The following is a 15,380-nucleotide window of genomic DNA, read 5'->3' as shown; positions in this document are numbered from 1 at the left end:
GTCTGCTTTTCACTGAATTGGATACTTTGACTTGATTGTTCATCAAACAGCACCAACAAGATTTTAGCGTGAAAAGCACCGTTCTCCGCTTTTCTTGTTGTCCAGCTGCGAACTGAAACCTTCGGTCATAAGCCATTCGCCATCAAAAGGCAAGAGCGGCCTTTCGCTGCCGCTCGTCTTATGCCTGCCAGGTGTCTGCTTTTCACTGAATTGGATACTTTGACTTGATTGTTCATCAAACAGCACCAACAAGATTTTAGCGTGAAAAGCACCGTTCTCCGCTTTTCTAATGAAATTTATAAAAAGAGAGTCTATTTGTTGTCACGTGTTTTTTGATTCATGTATAATGAAAACAATTGGAAATGGGACGGGATCACTCACCATAGGAGGACATGAATTTGAAAACAGAAAATAAAATAAAAATTATTTCACTCGGGGGCCAGGGAGAATCAGGGAAAAATATGTATCTGGCAGAAGTAGACGAGGATATTTACATATTAGATGCAGGCCTTATGTATCCTGAGGTTGGAATGTATGGAATAGATGTTGTTATTCCTGATATTTCCTACCTATTAGATAATAAACATAGAATTCAGGGAATCTTCCTGACTCATGGTCATGAAGACCATATTGGAGCACTCCCTTATATACTTAATCAGCTGAAAGTGCCAGTTTACGGCACGAAGCTGACGGTAGAACTGGCAAAGGCAAACTTAAGAGAACATGAATTTAAAGAAGAAGTTCATTTTGAAATAATTGATTCATCATCCACTCTTCAATTCCCGGCAGCTGAAGTTTCATTCTTTAAAACAAATCACAGCATCCCGGATTCCGTGGGAATTTGCATTGATACCCCTCAAGGTGCCATAGTCTACACGGGGGATTTTAAATTTGACCAGGCTGCCTCAGGGTTGTACCAGCCTGAGATTGGCAAAATGGCATCGATTGGCGAAAAAGGTGTGGCTGCTCTGCTTTCTGTGAGCTCTGGTGCCGAAAAGCCGGGATATACCCCTTCTGAAGCAATCGCTGCAAAAGGAATGACGGATGTTTTTTACAATGCGAAAAAACGGATCATCGTTGCCTGTTTTGCATCGCATATTAACCGGATTCAGCATGTGTTTAACGCTGCATCTGAAAATGGAAAAAAAGTCGCGGTAGTGGGCAAAAGCCTTCAGCGGGTATATGAAATTGCGTTATCCAATGGATACCTGGATGTACCTGAGGATATCATCATTCCGATTTCAGAAATTGGAAATTACCCGGATAATCAGGTAGTCGTTCTTGTGACAGGTTCACAAGGTGAGCCCATAGAAGCTTTGCAAAAAATGGCCAAAAAATCACACAAGCAGATTAATATCCAGGAAGGAGATACCGTACTGATCGCAGCCCCCCCTATTAAGGGAGGAGAGATCAATCTCTACAAAACGATGGATATGGTGTACCGGGCAGGAGCAGAAGTGGTATCAGGACGCAAAGTGGTGAATGTACCAGGCCACGGAAGCCAGGAAGAATTGAAAATGATGCTTAACCTGATGAAACCTAGGTTCCTTCTTCCTGTCCACGGCGAGTACCGAATGCTTAAGGCCCATGCGAAGCTGGCCGGTGAGTGGGGACTGTCTAAGGAAAGAATTCTGATCCCTGACAAAGGTGAAGTCGCTGAAATTCAAGGTGAAAGTATAAGTACAACAGGCAAAGTTCCTGCCGGAAATGTATTAATTGATGGAAGCGGAGTCGGAGATGTTGGAAATATTGTTCTGCGCGATCGGCGACTGCTTTCCCAGGATGGTATTTTAATTGTGGTAATCAGCTTAAATAAAGCCCGTAAAGCAATTACTGCCGGCCCTGAAATCATTTCCCGGGGATTTGTTTACGTAAGAGAATCTGAAAAATTAATGGAAGAAGCCACTCATCTTGTAAGAGGGATTGTCCAGAAAAAAGACACTTTTGAATGGGCGAGCTTAAAGCAAGAAATCAGAGAGGGTTTAAATCAGTATTTATATGAGAAAACAAAACGGAGGCCTATGATTCTTCCTATTATCATGGAAGGATAACCGCTCCTCGAAAACCCCTGCCACAATAAATGCGGCGGGGTTTTTTGCTTTTGGCCTTTTAGATGTCCCGTTCACCATTATTCTCTTCTATGGAATGAACTTACACAAAAAAGTTCATACTACCTAATATTAATAGTGAAGGGGAAATGGATATGAATAATGAAGAAAAGACGGCTGAAGGTGAAAAACAGGAGACTGGCAAACATGCATCAAGTTTGATAGAAAAGATCCAGCAGCTCGGCCAGACCGATGTTCCACAGATGTCAAAGGATTCAAAAATTCATTGTTTAACAATTGTAGGGCAGATTGAAGGGCATATGCAGCTGCCTCCGCAAAATAAAACAACCAAATATGAACATGTGATCCCACAAATTGTCGCCATTGAACAAAACCCTAACATAGAAGGGCTTCTGGTTATATTAAATACAGTCGGCGGAGATGTGGAAGCTGGCCTTGCAATCTCAGAAATGCTTGCTTCGCTTTCAAAACCTACCGTTTCGATTGTTCTTGGGGGCGGGCACTCAATCGGCGTTCCGATTGCTGTTTCCTGTGATTATTCCTTGATCGCCGAGACGGCGACAATGACTATTCATCCTATACGCCTGACAGGGTTAGTCATAAATGTGCCGCAATCCTTCGAGTATTTGGATAAAATGCAGGACCGGGTAGTAAATTTTGTTACCAGCCATTCTAATATCTCTGAAGAAAAGTTCAAAGAGCTTATGTTTGCAAGAGGGAATTTAACAAGAGACATTGGGACAAATATTGTAGGATCAGAAGCAGTGGAGTCTGGCTTAATCAATGCCGTAGGCGGAATAGGGCAGGCAATGAAAAAGCTGAATGAATTAATTTCGAAAAGGGCTGTCGGAGAGAACGGCGGAATGATTCAATGATCATTTATACCACTGTACCACAAGAATTAATATTTCATAACGAAGCAGAACAGCCGCCCATCATGATGGAAATTGATTATCGGGGTATTTCCTTACAGGTCCAGTGTCATTCTCCTTTCAGCTTTATGGTCGAGAGAATTTTAAGTACAGATCCTGACCATTTTTTAGATCCTGAAGTACAGCCCGGCACGATTCTTCGGTATTCTCCGTCGGAATTTGCATGATGAAAGCTCGTCTAACCCAGCATTAATATGATATAATTAGCAGTATAATCCATAGGCAGCCATCAGGCTGCTTTCTTTCTAATAATAATGTGTAAGTGATAAGGGCGAAACTTCGGTTCTGCCCTTGCCCGCGAAAAGGCTCGGCGACCGCCGAGTTTTCTTTATTAGTAGAGGAAAGAACAATATTGCTTGGATATCTGAGCCAGGAACTGGCAAGGGTGATATAAGTAAGTAAAGGTGATGCAAATGGCAAAAAGAAAAAGACGATCGAAAAAAAAGTCGAAAGGCTTTAAAGAGACGCTGAAGTTCGAACTAATAGGGCTTATCTTATTCGGATTAGCGGCCATTGCTATGGCAGGACTGGGCAGTGTAGGCAGAGCCATGGTATTGATGGTTCGTCTCTTTATGGGCGAATGGTACATATTATTTTTAATAGGGCTTTGTGTCCTGAGTATTTATTTAATGTGGAAGAGAAAAATGCCCTTTTTCTTTAAACGGCAGCTGATGGGGGTTTATTTTATCACAGCTTCCATCCTCCTTCTCAGTCATGTTACTTTATTTGAATTGCTGTCAGAAGGAGGTCCATTTAAAAAGCCCAGCGTGATTTCTAATACATGGGAACTCTTTTGGATGGAGGTTAAAGGAGAAGCCAGCACCCGGGATTTAGGCGGGGGAATGGTGGGTGCGGTTCTATTTGCGTCAAGCTATTTCTTATTTGACAGCGCAGGAACTAAAATTATAGCCTTTTTGCTGATTATAATAGGATTCGTTCTCATCACAGGCAAAACACTCGGCGATACCATTGGGAAGCTGATTCAGGGGATTGCTGAATTTTTAAGATCCCAGTGGGGAGCCTTCATGGATGACATGAAGTCCTGGCATGGAGAGCGGGCCGAAAAAAGGAGAATCAGACAGGAAGAAGCAGAAGCGGAGAGAGAAGCTTCACATATTACTGAAGTAATTTCGCCTTCACTTACCACTCATTCAGAACCTCTGCCCGAGCCTGAACAGCCAAGAATTATTTCTAATTTTGCCAGCAGGGCGTATGCAGAGGATGATTTGAAAAAATCTGCTTCCGCAGAATCTGAAGAAAAGCCGGCTCCAAAAGGGGCCGTAAAGGATAAAGAGGAAGTCAAGGAAGACCTTTCACCGCCGATCAATTTTACTGAGGTGGAAAATGCAAAATACAATCTTCCGCCGATGTCTCTCTTAACGGTTCCTAAGAAAACCGATCAGAGCGGAGAATTTAAGCTGATTCATGCTAATGCAGCTAAGTTGGAGAAAACCTTTCTAAGCTTTGGTGTAAAAGCGAAGGTCACACAGGTTCATCTCGGTCCAGCGGTTACAAAATATGAAGTTCATCCTGATGTAGGAGTAAAGGTAAGTAAAATTGTGAGTCTGGCGGATGATATAGCGCTCGCGCTTGCTGCCAAAGGCATTAGAATTGAAGCGCCTATTCCTGGGAAATCAGCAGTTGGAATCGAGGTTCCAAATACCGAAGTAGCCATGGTTACATTGCGCGAGGTAATCGATTCGAAAGAGCAAAATAAACCAGACTCCAAACTGCAGATCGGGCTGGGCAGGGATATTGGCGGTGACGCCGTTCTTGCAGAGTTAAACAAAATGCCTCACTTGCTGGTTGCCGGAGCAACAGGCAGCGGGAAATCTGTTTGTATTAACGGAATTATAACCAGTATATTGATGAGAGCAAAGCCGCATGAAGTTAAAATGATGATGATTGACCCCAAAATGGTCGAGCTGAACGTCTATAACGGGATTCCCCATCTGCTGGCGCCTGTAGTAACGGATGCTAAGAAAGCATCACAGGCGTTAAAAAAGGTAGTTGGGGAGATGGAGCGGCGCTATGAATTATTTTCCCATAGCGGAACCCGCAACATTGAAGGATACAATGAATCCATCAAAAGGCATAATGCAGAGAGCGAGAGTAAACAGCCGCTGCTTCCTTATATTGTTGTAATTGTGGATGAGCTCGCGGATTTAATGATGGTCGCTTCTTCTGATGTCGAAGATGCCATTACCCGACTGGCCCAGATGGCACGTGCCGCAGGAATTCACTTAATTATAGCGACCCAAAGGCCGTCAGTAGATGTTATAACTGGGGTCATCAAGGCCAACATCCCTTCGAGAATTGCATTTAGTGTTTCCTCCCAAACCGATTCTCGTACCATTCTCGACATGGGGGGCGCCGAAAAGCTGCTGGGAAGAGGGGATATGCTATTCCTGCCAGTTGGAGCCTCTAAGCCGGTCAGGGTGCAGGGAGCCTTCCTATCTGATGAGGAAGTGGAAGAGATCGTAAATTATGTGATTTCCCAGCAGAAAGCTCAGTACAATGAAGCAATGATCCCTGATGAAATCCCGGAAGCATCTGGTGAAGTGGATGATGACTTGTATGATGATGCCGTACAGCTGGTTGTCGAAATGCAGACCGCATCTGTCTCTATGCTTCAAAGACGCTTTAGAGTAGGATACTCCCGTGCCGCTAGATTGATTGATGAGATGGAATTACGGGGAATTGTTGGACCATATGAAGGCAGCAAGCCAAGAACGGTATTAGTAGCAAAAGATCAGAATGAAGCACATTCTTCATAAAAAAAGCGCGGGGCTGTTTGCGCTGGACAATTTATATAAGTTCAAGTTTCTTTATTCTCGCACTATGTTAATCTTCGCTGCATTCAACAGGCAAGTTTAACAGAGCTTATATATTTTTACTTTAGAGGGGGGGAACCCCTCTTTTTTTATGCGTTTACTAAATTTTCTGCATAATTCGACAGCATATAAACAAATTTATTTCAACTATTTATTTATTCAAAAAAAAGTGATAAAGTATATTCGATTAGTAGAAAAGATAGAAATCAGAGGTCTGATGACTAGGACAATGTCTTTGGAGGAACGTTTATGCCTATTAAGATGGATAATCGGCACTTGTATCTGCAAGTTATCGACAGAATTAAACAAGATATTGAAGCAGGAGTCTATAAAGAGAAAGAAAAACTGCCTTCTGAATTCGATCTTGCGAAGCAGCTGGGAGTAAGCCGTGCAACACTTAGGGAAGCTCTGAGAATTCTTGAAGAGGAAAACGTAATCATCCGCCGCCATGGCGTGGGGACATTTGTCAATGGCAAGCCTTTGTTTACATCAGGGATAGAACAGCTTAACAGTGTGACTGGAATGATTAGGAATGCTGGCATGAATCCTGGTACTATTTTCCTAGATTCATATACTCAGGAGCCGACAGAGGAAGACCAGCGAAAATTATCGCTTGGGAAAGATGATGAGATGTCCGTTATTGAGCGTGTCAGGACAGCCAATGGAGAGCCTGTTGTTTATTGCATTGATAAAATTTCAGAAAGCATTCTGAAGCCTGACCTTTCACGCAGGGAGGAATCTCTATTAGCCCTGATTGAACAGGAGTCTTCAATTACAATTACATACGCCATTGCACATATTGAGCCGATCGGTTATCACGAAAAAATATCGCCGATTCTCAATTGTGACCCTGAAACGGCTCTCCTTGTACTGAAACAGACGCACTATGACGGACAGGACAATCCGGTCCTCTTTTCGGTTAACTACTTCAAGGCTGATAAATTCAGCTTTCATGTCCTCCGGAAGAGGGTATGAAGCGGTAGATCCTGAAATATCTTTATTTTCTACTAATTCACAAAAATTTGGGAGGTATTATCCTTGAAAAAGCGTAAATTTGGTTTGGCACTGTCGCTTGTATTGGCTGCTGGAACTATGCTTGGTGCTTGTGGCAAGAAAGAAGAATCAAACGGTTCTGTTGGCGGTAAGAAGGAAGCGTTCACAGTTGGTATGGTAACAGATGTCGGCGGTGTTGAAGACAAATCGTTTAACCAATCTGCTTGGGAAGGTTTAACAGCATTTGGTAAAGACAACGGCCTGAAACAGGGTAAAAACGGGTATCATTACCTTCAATCAAAGCAAGATTCTGACTATATAACAAATCTTAATACATTAGCTCGCCAAGACTTTGACCTTGTATACGGAATTGGTTTCTTAATGAAGGATGCAGTAACAAAGGTTTCTGAACAGCGTAAAGATACTAAATTTGCAATCGTAGATGAAGTGGTTGAAAATTCAAACGTTGCGAGCATAACTTTTAAAGAGCATGAAGGATCATTCCTTGTTGGTGTTGTAGCTGGTCTAACAACTAAATCTAACAAAGTTGGATTCATCGGCGGCGTGCAGATGCCGTTAATCGAAAAATTCGAAGCTGGATTTAAAGCAGGCGTTATGTCTGTTAATCCAAAAGCTGAAGTTCTTCAAAAATACACAGGTAACTTCGATAAGCCGGCAGACGGCCGTGCAACAGCGGATTCTATGATTAAATCCGGTGCAGATGTTATTTTCCACGCAGCTGGCGGTACCGGCGAAGGTATGATTGAAGAAGTAAACTCAGTAAAACAAAAAGATCCTAACAAAGCTGTATGGGCAATCGGTGTAGATAAAGACCAGGCTTACCTTGCACCAGAAGCAGTTCTTACTTCAATGGTTAAACGTGTTGACTTAGCAGTTGCAGACGTTGCCAAGAAAGCTAAAGAAGGCAACTTCCCTGGCGGCGAGAAGATTGAATACGGTCTAGACCAAAGTGGTGTAGGAATTGCAGAAACAAAAGATAATCTTTCTGATGACGTATTAAAAGCAGTTGAAGAATGGACTGCGAAAATTAAATCTGGAGAAGTAAAAGTTCCAAGTACTCCTGCAGAATTGAAAAACTTTAAATAATACTTTAATACTTCTATCATACCAGGAATAAAGGGCTGGCAAGGCCAGCCTTCTATTCCTTTATTTTTGGCCAAAGGCTCATAGAAATCAAATGAAAGACTGTAATTTTATTACAGTTTTTCCTTTGGCTTTTAACTTAAATAAAAGGTACAAGGAAAGTTGTCACTTATAAATTTTTTACTTCGATCATAAGGAGATGAAAACCGGATGGATTACGTTATTGAAATGCTGAATATCCGAAAAGAGTTTCCAGGGATAGTCGCGAACGATAACATCACCCTACAGGTAAAAAAAGGAGAAATCCATGCTTTACTTGGCGAAAATGGAGCAGGGAAGTCCACATTAATGAATGTGCTGTTTGGACTTTACCAGCCTGAACAAGGTGAAATTCGCGTTAACGGAAACCGCGTTAATATAACAGACCCTAATGTTGCAAATAAGTTAGGAATCGGTATGGTTCATCAGCATTTCATGCTGGTAGACAAATTTTCGGTAACCGAGAACATTATTCTTGGCAGCGAACCATCAAAAGCAGGACAAATCAATATGAAGGAAGCTATTATGGGCGTCAGGCAGCTTTCAGAACAGTATGGGCTGAGCGTTGACCCAAACGCTAAAATTTCGGATATATCCGTCGGCATGCAGCAGCGTGTCGAAATTTTGAAAACGCTGTACCGCGGTGCGGAAATCCTTATTTTTGATGAGCCTACCGCTGTTTTGACACCTCAGGAAATTAAAGAGCTAATTGCTATCATGAAAACGCTGATAAAAGAAGGCAAATCTATTATTCTCATTACTCATAAGCTTAAAGAAATTATGGATGTTTGTGACAGGGTTACTGTTATCCGCAAGGGTGTCGGCATAGGAACAGTAAATGTACCAGAAACTAACCCAAATGAACTGGCGAGCCTTATGGTAGGCCGTGATGTAGTATTTAAGACGGTTAAAAAAGATGCGAACCCTAAGGAAACTGTATTGGATATACAGGATCTTGTAGTGAAGGATTCAAGAGGAGTTGCTTCTGTCAACGGCCTTTCTCTGAATGTAAAAGCAGGTGAGATCGTAGGAATCGCCGGAGTTGACGGGAACGGCCAGAGCGAGCTGATTGAAGCAATCACCGGCTTGAAAAAGTCTGAATCTGGAAAAGTCTCCCTTAATGGCAAAGAAATTCAGAACATGAGCCCAAGAAAGATTACGAGATCTGGAATAGGCCATATTCCACAGGACAGGCATAAACACGGCCTGGTACTCGACTTCCCTATTGGTGAAAATATGGTGCTTCAGACATACAATCAGCAGCCGTATTCTAAGAATGGGATCTTAAACTATAAAAATATTTATGAGAAAGCTAGAACACTAATTAAGGATTTTGATGTTCGTACTCCATCCGAATACACGCTTGCACGGGCTTTATCAGGCGGGAACCAGCAAAAGGCGATCATCGGCCGTGAAGTGGACCGTGATCCCGATTTATTGATAGCTGCTCAGCCGACGCGTGGATTAGATGTAGGTGCTATTGAGTTTGTTCATAAGCGGCTGATTGAACAGCGGGACAGGGGCAAAGGTGTTTTGCTTGTATCCTTTGAGCTTGACGAAGTTATGAACGTAAGTGACAGAATTGCTGTTATATATGAAGGAAAGATTGTAGCCATTGTGAATCCGAAGGAAACGACGGAACAGGAGCTCGGGTTATTAATGGCAGGCAGTACGGCAGGCAAGAAAGCAGGTGAAGAAGCAAATGTCTAAAAGATTAATAAATATCATCGTACCAATCATCGCGGTTATTCTTGGGCTGCTTGCCGGGGCCATTATCATGATGATAACGGGCTATAACCCGGTAGATGGTTTCTCTGCACTATTTTATGGCATGTTTGGAGAAGTTTTTTATGCCGGTGAAACAATCAGGCAGCTTACTCCTTATATATTATCAGGACTTGCGGTTGCCTTTGCTTTCCGGACAGGCCTATTCAATATCGGGGTAGAAGGTCAAGTGCTCGTTGGCTGGCTTGCTTCTGTCTGGGTGGGGCTCGCATTTGATCTTCCGAAAATTATTCATCTGCCGCTGGCTATTCTTGCAGCTGTAGCTGCTGGAGCTATGTGGGGCTTTATTCCAGGCTTCCTGAAAGCCCGCTTCAAGGTTCATGAAGTTATTGTAACCATCATGATGAACTATATTGCCCTGCATGTAGTTAACCATATTATTCGTACGGTTTTAACAAAAGGAGCTGAGCGTACGCCTGACGTGCCGCAATCTGCTTTGCTTAAATCGCCGATGCTGGAACTTATGAGTGATTACTCAAGACTTCACTGGGGAATCTTGATTGCCTTGTTTGGAGCATTTTTAATGTGGTTTATTCTCGAGAAAACAACAAGGGGTTATGAGCTTAGATCTGTCGGATTTAATCATCATGCCTCTGAATATGCGGGAATGAACGTTAACCGCAATATTATTTTATCCATGGTCATTTCAGGAGCATTTGCTGGAGCAGCCGGAGCTATGGAAGGGCTGGGAACATTCGGATACGCATCGATCAAGGGCGGTTTTACAGGAATCGGCTTTGACGGAATCGCCGTTGCTTTGCTTGGCGGAAATACAGCGGTAGGCATTATCCTGGCAGCCATTCTATTCGGGGGCTTGAAGGTTGGAGCACTGAATATGCCGCTGGAAACAGGTATTCCTACTGAACTGGTCGATATAATTATCGCTCTTATCATTTTCTTTATCGCTTCAAGCTATATCATTCGCTGGGCATTGACGCGAAATTCTAAGAAGGGGGTGAAGTAAGTGGATTTCTTTCAGGTTCTTCAAATTATCATTCCCTCAATGATCTTCCTTGCTGCACCGCTTATTTTCACAGCACTTGGAGGCGTCTATTCAGAAAGATCCGGAGTTGTTAATATAGGACTGGAAGGTTTAATGGTGATCGGCGCATTTTCAAGCGTTGTGTTTAACTTAACCTTCGCTGATACATTTGGGGCGTTGACTCCTTGGCTGTCCCTGCTGGTCGCAATCGCAGCTGGTGTAATCTTTTCGATTTTACATGCTGTAGCTTCCATTACATTTAAGGCGGATCATACAGTCAGCGGTGTGGCCTTGAACTTTCTAGCAGTAGGTCTTTCCCTGTTCCTTGTAAAAATCATGTATGATAAAGGGGAAACAGACCGTGTTGCTGAAGGCTTTCATAAAGTGGATATCCCGCTATTAAAGGATATCCCTGTTATAGGTCCATTGTTCTTTACAGATGCTTATTATACTTCCTATGTTGCGATCGCTGTGGCGGTTCTGGCATGGTATGTATTATTTAACACTCCATTCGGACTACGTCTTCGTTCAGTAGGCGAGCATCCAATGGCTGCAGATACTATGGGAATCAATGTAACTAAAATGAGATATATCGGTGTTCTTATTTCAGGCGGCTTCGGCGGTTTTGGCGGTGCCGTATTCGCTCTTACAGTTACAGGCTACTTTGGCCATACCACGATCAGCGGACAAGGGTTTATGGCACTTGCTGCTATGATCTTCGGTAAATGGCATCCGATTGGTGCACTGGGTGCCGCTCTATTCTTTGGATTTGCGCAAAGTTTGAGTATTGTAGGTTCAGGTCTTCCGTTCTTTAAGGAAATTCCTAACGTTTACCTGCTTATTGCTCCTTATGTGCTGACGATATTAGCGTTAACAGGATTTATCGGCAGAGCGGATGCACCTAAAGCTTCCGGTTTGCATTATGAAAAAGGAAAAAGATAATAACTATTTGAAGAAGCTCAGAACCTTTCAGGTTTTGAGCTTCTTTTTTGCGGGAAAGAAAGCATTCAGGGTCTGCCTGGATAATTTCACGTGTATAATGAGAGTGAATGAGAAAAATTGGTTAAAATAGTCTTAATGAGAAAAAATAGGTTATGATAATGATATTATTTTTAATCGGTCTTTAAAAGGAGGACTATTCTTTTGGCTATAATCAACGAAGTGATCAAACAAAAGCAAGGCTATAAACTTCATATTGTCAATACCGGCAAATATAAAACAAATACCTTTGTATGGAAAATGAAGGCTCCGCTGCAAAAGGAAACAGTAACGTTAAGGTCTCTTTTCCCTTATGTTCTGCAGAGCAATACAAAAAACTATCCCTCCACAACTGTTTTAAGGTCTCATTTGGATGATCTGTATGGAGCCAGTTTGTATGTGGACCTTTCAAAAAAGGGCGAATATCATATTATTACGTTTACCGTGGAAATAGCCAATGAAAAATTCCTCACAGATCCGGCTCCGCTTTTGGAAAAAGGAATGGGCCTTCTGGCAGAGGTATTGTTCAATCCGAATGCCTCCCATAACTCGTTTGATGAAAGTACAGTTAATAATGAAAAGCGCACATTAAAGCAAAGAATTCAATCTTCACATGATGATAAAATGCGCTATTCGGCTAACAGGCTGGTACAGGAAATGTGCCAGAACGAGCCATATGCACTTGATCCCAACGGCGAGCTTAAGGATATAGATGCCATCACACCTGAATCCCTTTATCAATACTACAAGCAGGCTCTGGCTCAGGATGAGCTTGATTTTTATGTAATCGGAGATGTACAGGAAAGTGAAGTGGAAAAGGCGGCTGAGCAGTTATTTAAGCTGCAGGAACGAACTCCTGAATCCGCAGGGGAAACCGCGAAAAAAGAAATAAAAGAAGTAAATGAAGTGATTGAAAGACAGGATATTAAGCAAGGGAAGCTGAATATCGGCTATCGCACCAACATTGTCTATGGTGACAGCAAGTACTATGCTCTCCAGGTTTTTAACGGAATTTTTGGCGGTTTTTCACATTCAAAGCTTTTTATTAATGTGCGGGAAAAAGCAAGCCTTGCCTATTACGCATCAGCACGGGTTGAAAGCCATAAAGGCCTCCTGATGGTCATGTCAGGAATAGAAAACAAAAATTACGACCAGGCGGTTACGATCATCAAAGAGCAGATGGAAGCGATGAAAAACGGTGACTTTACGGAGGACGAAATTTCGCAGACAAAAGCGGTAATCCGCAATCAAATGCTTGAAACGATTGATATCGCCCGCGGTTTGGTAGAGATTCTTTACCATGGTGTAGTTTCTGGGGTTCCCGTAGAAATGGACGAGTGGCTGGAGAAAACCGACGCAATTACGCACGGCGAAATTGTAGAAGCAGCCAAGGAGATTGAACTGGATACGATTTACTTCTTGACCGGAATGGAGGGACAATAACATGGAGAAAATACCGTTTGCCCAGCTGGATGAAGAACTATATTATGAAAAGCTTGATAATGGCCTGAGTGTATATGTTCTGCCTAAAAAAGGGTTTAATAAGACGTATGCAACATTTACGACCAAGTATGGATCGATTGATAATCATTTTAAGCCGCTAAATAAGGATGAAAAGATTCAGGTTCCGGATGGAATCGCTCATTTCCTGGAGCATAAGCTGTTCGAAAAAGAGGACGGCGATGTGTTTCAGCAATTCAGTAAACAGGGCGCATCTGCAAATGCCTTTACTTCCTTCACAAGAACAGCGTATTTGTTCTCATCCACGTCTGATGTGGAGAAAAATCTTGAGACTCTTATCGATTTTGTACAGGATCCATATTTTACAGAAAAGACGGTTGAAAAGGAAAAGGGAATCATCGGACAGGAAATCGATATGTATGATGATAACCCAGACTGGCGCCTGTATTTTGGACTGATCGAAAATATGTATAAAAGCCACCCGGTTAAGATAGATATAGCCGGAACAATTCCGTCCATTGCGGAAATTACAGATCAGTTGCTGTATAAGTGCTATGAAACATTCTACCATCCAAGCAACATGCTTCTGTTCGTGGTAGGTCCTGTGGATGTTGAAAAAACCATGAATCAGATAAAAGAAAATCAATCTCGGAAAGACTATAAAGACCAGCCGGAAATTGAGCGCAGTTTCCCTGAGGAGCCAGCCCAGGTTGCGGAAAAGAGAAAAGTGCTCAAAATGAATGTGCAGACTTCAAAATGCCTTGTCGGAATTAAGGCGATTGATACCGATCAATCCGGCAGCGACATGCTGAAAAACGAATTGGCTGTCAATGTTCTGTTAGATATGCTATTCGGCAAAAGCACCAAAACCTATGAAGAGCTGTATAACGAAGGGTTGATCGACCAGACTTTCTCTTTCGATTATACCCAGGAATTCGGATTTGGGTTTGCGATGATCGGCGGCGATACGAATAATCCGGATCAATTAGAAGAGAAATTGAGAGGTTATCTTCTTGCTGCGCGAAACGGAGAAGGCTTAAACGAAGACGCTCTCAGCCGCACAAAAAAGAAAAAAATTGGCGCTTTTCTCAGAGCATTAAATTCCCCTGAGTACATAGCAAACCAATTTACCAGATATGCTTTCAACGAAATGAATTTATTCGATGTACTGCCGGTTCTCGAACAAATCACATTTGATGATATCAAAAACACGGCTCAAAGACTTATCGACGATAGCCGGATGACGGTCTGCCAGGTAGTCCCGAAATAGCCTGCTGAAAGAAGCCCGCTCACGGCTTCTTTTTTTCGCTTTCATACATTGACTTTAACATTTCTGCATGGGTAAAGTTAGACAATAAGGATCGGATTTAGGGGGAACATTAAAAATGGAACAAAAATATGTGTTAATCACAGGTGCAAGCGGAGGAATAGGACGCTCCATTGCTCAAAAACTGGCAGCAGACGGCTATTCCCTATATCTGCATTATAATAAAAACGAACAAGCAATCATGGAGATGATGTCTGAACTAGCTTCCTCCAATGTAGAATTGATTCCAATTCAAGCGGATTTATCCTCTAAGGACGGATACCGTAAGCTTGCAGAGAACATCTTTTCCCTGGATGCCATTGTGCTAAACAGCGGCAGCAGTGCCTACGGACTTATAACCGATATGGAAGAAGAGCTTGTAGAAGCAATGGTCCAGCTGCATGTGACCAGCCCTTTTCTTATCGGAAAAATGCTCTTGCCCAAACTCATGAACAAAAAGCATGCATCCATCGTCGCCATCACCTCGATATGGGGACAAACAGGCGCATCCTATGAAGTCCTCTATTCCATGGTAAAAGGAGCCCAAAACGCCTTCGTAAAAGCACTCAGCAAAGAGCTCGCACCATCCCGCATCCGCGTAAACGGCATAGCACCCGGCGCCATCTCCACCCCCATGATGGAAGAATTCAGCCCAGAAGACCTTCAGCACCTGCAGGCAGAGATCCCCATGGGACGAATGGGACTACCGCATGAAATAGCCGAAACCACCGCATTCCTCCTGTCAGAAAAAGCATCCTACATAACAGGGCAAATAATAGGAGTAAATGGGGGATGGTATACATAGAAAAGCGGAGGACGGTGCTTTTCAAATGAGACTTATATGTTCACTATGATGAAGCCTTCCCGTTTATGTACGTCGCTTACTGAAAAGCAGAC

The 15,380-nt window shown here is 42.7% G+C and carries 13 protein-coding genes; 12 read left to right on the top strand and 1 reads right to left on the bottom strand.

Annotated elements, in window-relative coordinates; translation table 11 throughout:
• Positions 1-63: 63 nt before the first annotated feature.
• Positions 64-252: a hypothetical protein gene (locus tag JOC77_RS20405; protein WP_204548190.1), complete on the bottom strand. Its 189-nt coding sequence runs from the start codon at positions 250-252 to the stop codon at positions 64-66.
• Positions 253-392: 140 nt separating this feature from the next.
• Between JOC77_RS20405 and JOC77_RS20400 the strand changes: the two genes are divergently transcribed.
• The 12 genes from JOC77_RS20400 to ymfI all read left to right on the top strand — a co-directional run bounded on the left by JOC77_RS20400 (position 393) and on the right by ymfI (position 15,288).
• On the top strand, positions 393-2,051 hold the full coding sequence (locus JOC77_RS20400; RefSeq protein ID WP_204548187.1) for a ribonuclease J: 1,659 nt from the start codon (positions 393-395) through the stop codon (positions 2,049-2,051).
• 146 nt (positions 2,052-2,197) lie between these two features.
• Positions 2,198-2,944, top strand: coding sequence for a ClpP family protease (locus JOC77_RS20395; RefSeq protein WP_377336151.1), 747 nt, complete (start codon positions 2,198-2,200; stop codon positions 2,942-2,944).
• Positions 2,941-3,168: a YlzJ-like family protein gene (locus JOC77_RS20390; RefSeq protein WP_204548181.1), complete on the top strand. Its 228-nt coding sequence runs from the start codon at positions 2,941-2,943 to the stop codon at positions 3,166-3,168. The genes JOC77_RS20395 and JOC77_RS20390 overlap by 4 nt, the downstream gene beginning before the upstream one ends.
• A gap of 246 nt (positions 3,169-3,414) precedes the next feature.
• Entirely contained in the window at positions 3,415-5,778 is a 2,364-nt protein-coding gene (locus JOC77_RS20385) for a DNA translocase FtsK (protein WP_204548178.1), read from the top strand.
• Positions 5,779-6,084: 306 nt separating this feature from the next.
• Positions 6,085-6,810, top strand: a complete 726-nt coding sequence (locus JOC77_RS20380) for a GntR family transcriptional regulator (RefSeq protein ID WP_204548175.1) — start codon at positions 6,085-6,087, stop codon at positions 6,808-6,810.
• Positions 6,811-6,873: 63 nt separating this feature from the next.
• Complete coding sequence (locus JOC77_RS20375) at positions 6,874-7,935, top strand: BMP family lipoprotein (protein WP_204548172.1); 1,062 nt, start codon at positions 6,874-6,876, stop codon at positions 7,933-7,935.
• A 207-nt stretch (positions 7,936-8,142) separates the two neighbouring features.
• Entirely contained in the window at positions 8,143-9,681 is a 1,539-nt protein-coding gene (locus JOC77_RS20370; protein ID WP_204548157.1) for an ABC transporter ATP-binding protein, read from the top strand.
• On the top strand, positions 9,674-10,720 hold the full coding sequence (locus JOC77_RS20365; protein WP_204548154.1) for an ABC transporter permease: 1,047 nt from the start codon (positions 9,674-9,676) through the stop codon (positions 10,718-10,720). The genes JOC77_RS20370 and JOC77_RS20365 overlap by 8 nt, the downstream gene beginning before the upstream one ends.
• 39 nt (positions 10,721-10,759) lie before the next feature.
• Positions 10,760-11,680 (top strand): ABC transporter permease, encoded by a 921-nt coding sequence (locus tag JOC77_RS20360; protein ID WP_239558961.1) that lies wholly within the window; start codon positions 10,760-10,762, stop codon positions 11,678-11,680.
• A 201-nt stretch (positions 11,681-11,881) separates the two neighbouring features.
• Positions 11,882-13,159 (top strand): EF-P 5-aminopentanol modification-associated protein YfmF, encoded by a 1,278-nt coding sequence (gene yfmF / locus JOC77_RS20355; RefSeq protein WP_204548148.1) that lies wholly within the window; start codon positions 11,882-11,884, stop codon positions 13,157-13,159.
• A gap of 1 nt (position 13,160) precedes the next feature.
• Positions 13,161-14,447 (top strand): EF-P 5-aminopentanol modification-associated protein YfmH, encoded by a 1,287-nt coding sequence (gene yfmH, locus JOC77_RS20350; RefSeq protein ID WP_204548145.1) that lies wholly within the window; start codon positions 13,161-13,163, stop codon positions 14,445-14,447.
• A gap of 115 nt (positions 14,448-14,562) precedes the next feature.
• Positions 14,563-15,288 carry an elongation factor P 5-aminopentanone reductase gene (gene ymfI, locus JOC77_RS20345; protein WP_204548142.1) on the top strand — a complete coding sequence of 242 codons (726 nt, stop codon included), beginning with the start codon at positions 14,563-14,565 and terminating at the stop codon, positions 15,286-15,288.
• The last annotated feature ends 92 nt before the right edge of the window (positions 15,289-15,380 follow it).

The sequence above is a fragment of the Peribacillus deserti genome (assembly GCF_016909175.1).
In the GTDB taxonomy this organism is placed as follows: domain Bacteria; phylum Bacillota; class Bacilli; order Bacillales; family DSM-1321; genus Paraperibacillus; species Paraperibacillus deserti.
Note: the sequence above shows the minus strand (reverse complement) of the source record. Positions and strands in the feature narration are given on the sequence as shown.

Bases quoted from the DNA above. Each gene is read 5' to 3' on its own strand.
- JOC77_RS20400 (WP_204548187.1), top strand. From the start codon at position 393: ATGAATTTGAAAACAGAAAATAAAATAAAAATTATTTCACTCGGGGGC.
- JOC77_RS20395 (WP_377336151.1), top strand. From the start codon at position 2,198: ATGGATATGAATAATGAAGAAAAGACGGCTGAAGGTGAAAAACAGGAG.
- JOC77_RS20390 (WP_204548181.1), top strand. From the start codon at position 2,941: ATGATCATTTATACCACTGTACCACAAGAATTAATATTTCATAACGAA.
- JOC77_RS20385 (WP_204548178.1), top strand. From the start codon at position 3,415: ATGGCAAAAAGAAAAAGACGATCGAAAAAAAAGTCGAAAGGCTTTAAA.
- JOC77_RS20380 (WP_204548175.1), top strand. From the start codon at position 6,085: ATGCCTATTAAGATGGATAATCGGCACTTGTATCTGCAAGTTATCGAC.
- JOC77_RS20370 (WP_204548157.1), top strand. From the start codon at position 8,143: ATGGATTACGTTATTGAAATGCTGAATATCCGAAAAGAGTTTCCAGGG.
- JOC77_RS20365 (WP_204548154.1), top strand. From the start codon at position 9,674: ATGTCTAAAAGATTAATAAATATCATCGTACCAATCATCGCGGTTATT.
- JOC77_RS20360 (WP_239558961.1), top strand. From the start codon at position 10,760: ATGATCTTCCTTGCTGCACCGCTTATTTTCACAGCACTTGGAGGCGTC.
- yfmH (WP_204548145.1), top strand. From the start codon at position 13,161: ATGGAGAAAATACCGTTTGCCCAGCTGGATGAAGAACTATATTATGAA.
- ymfI (WP_204548142.1), top strand. From the start codon at position 14,563: ATGGAACAAAAATATGTGTTAATCACAGGTGCAAGCGGAGGAATAGGA.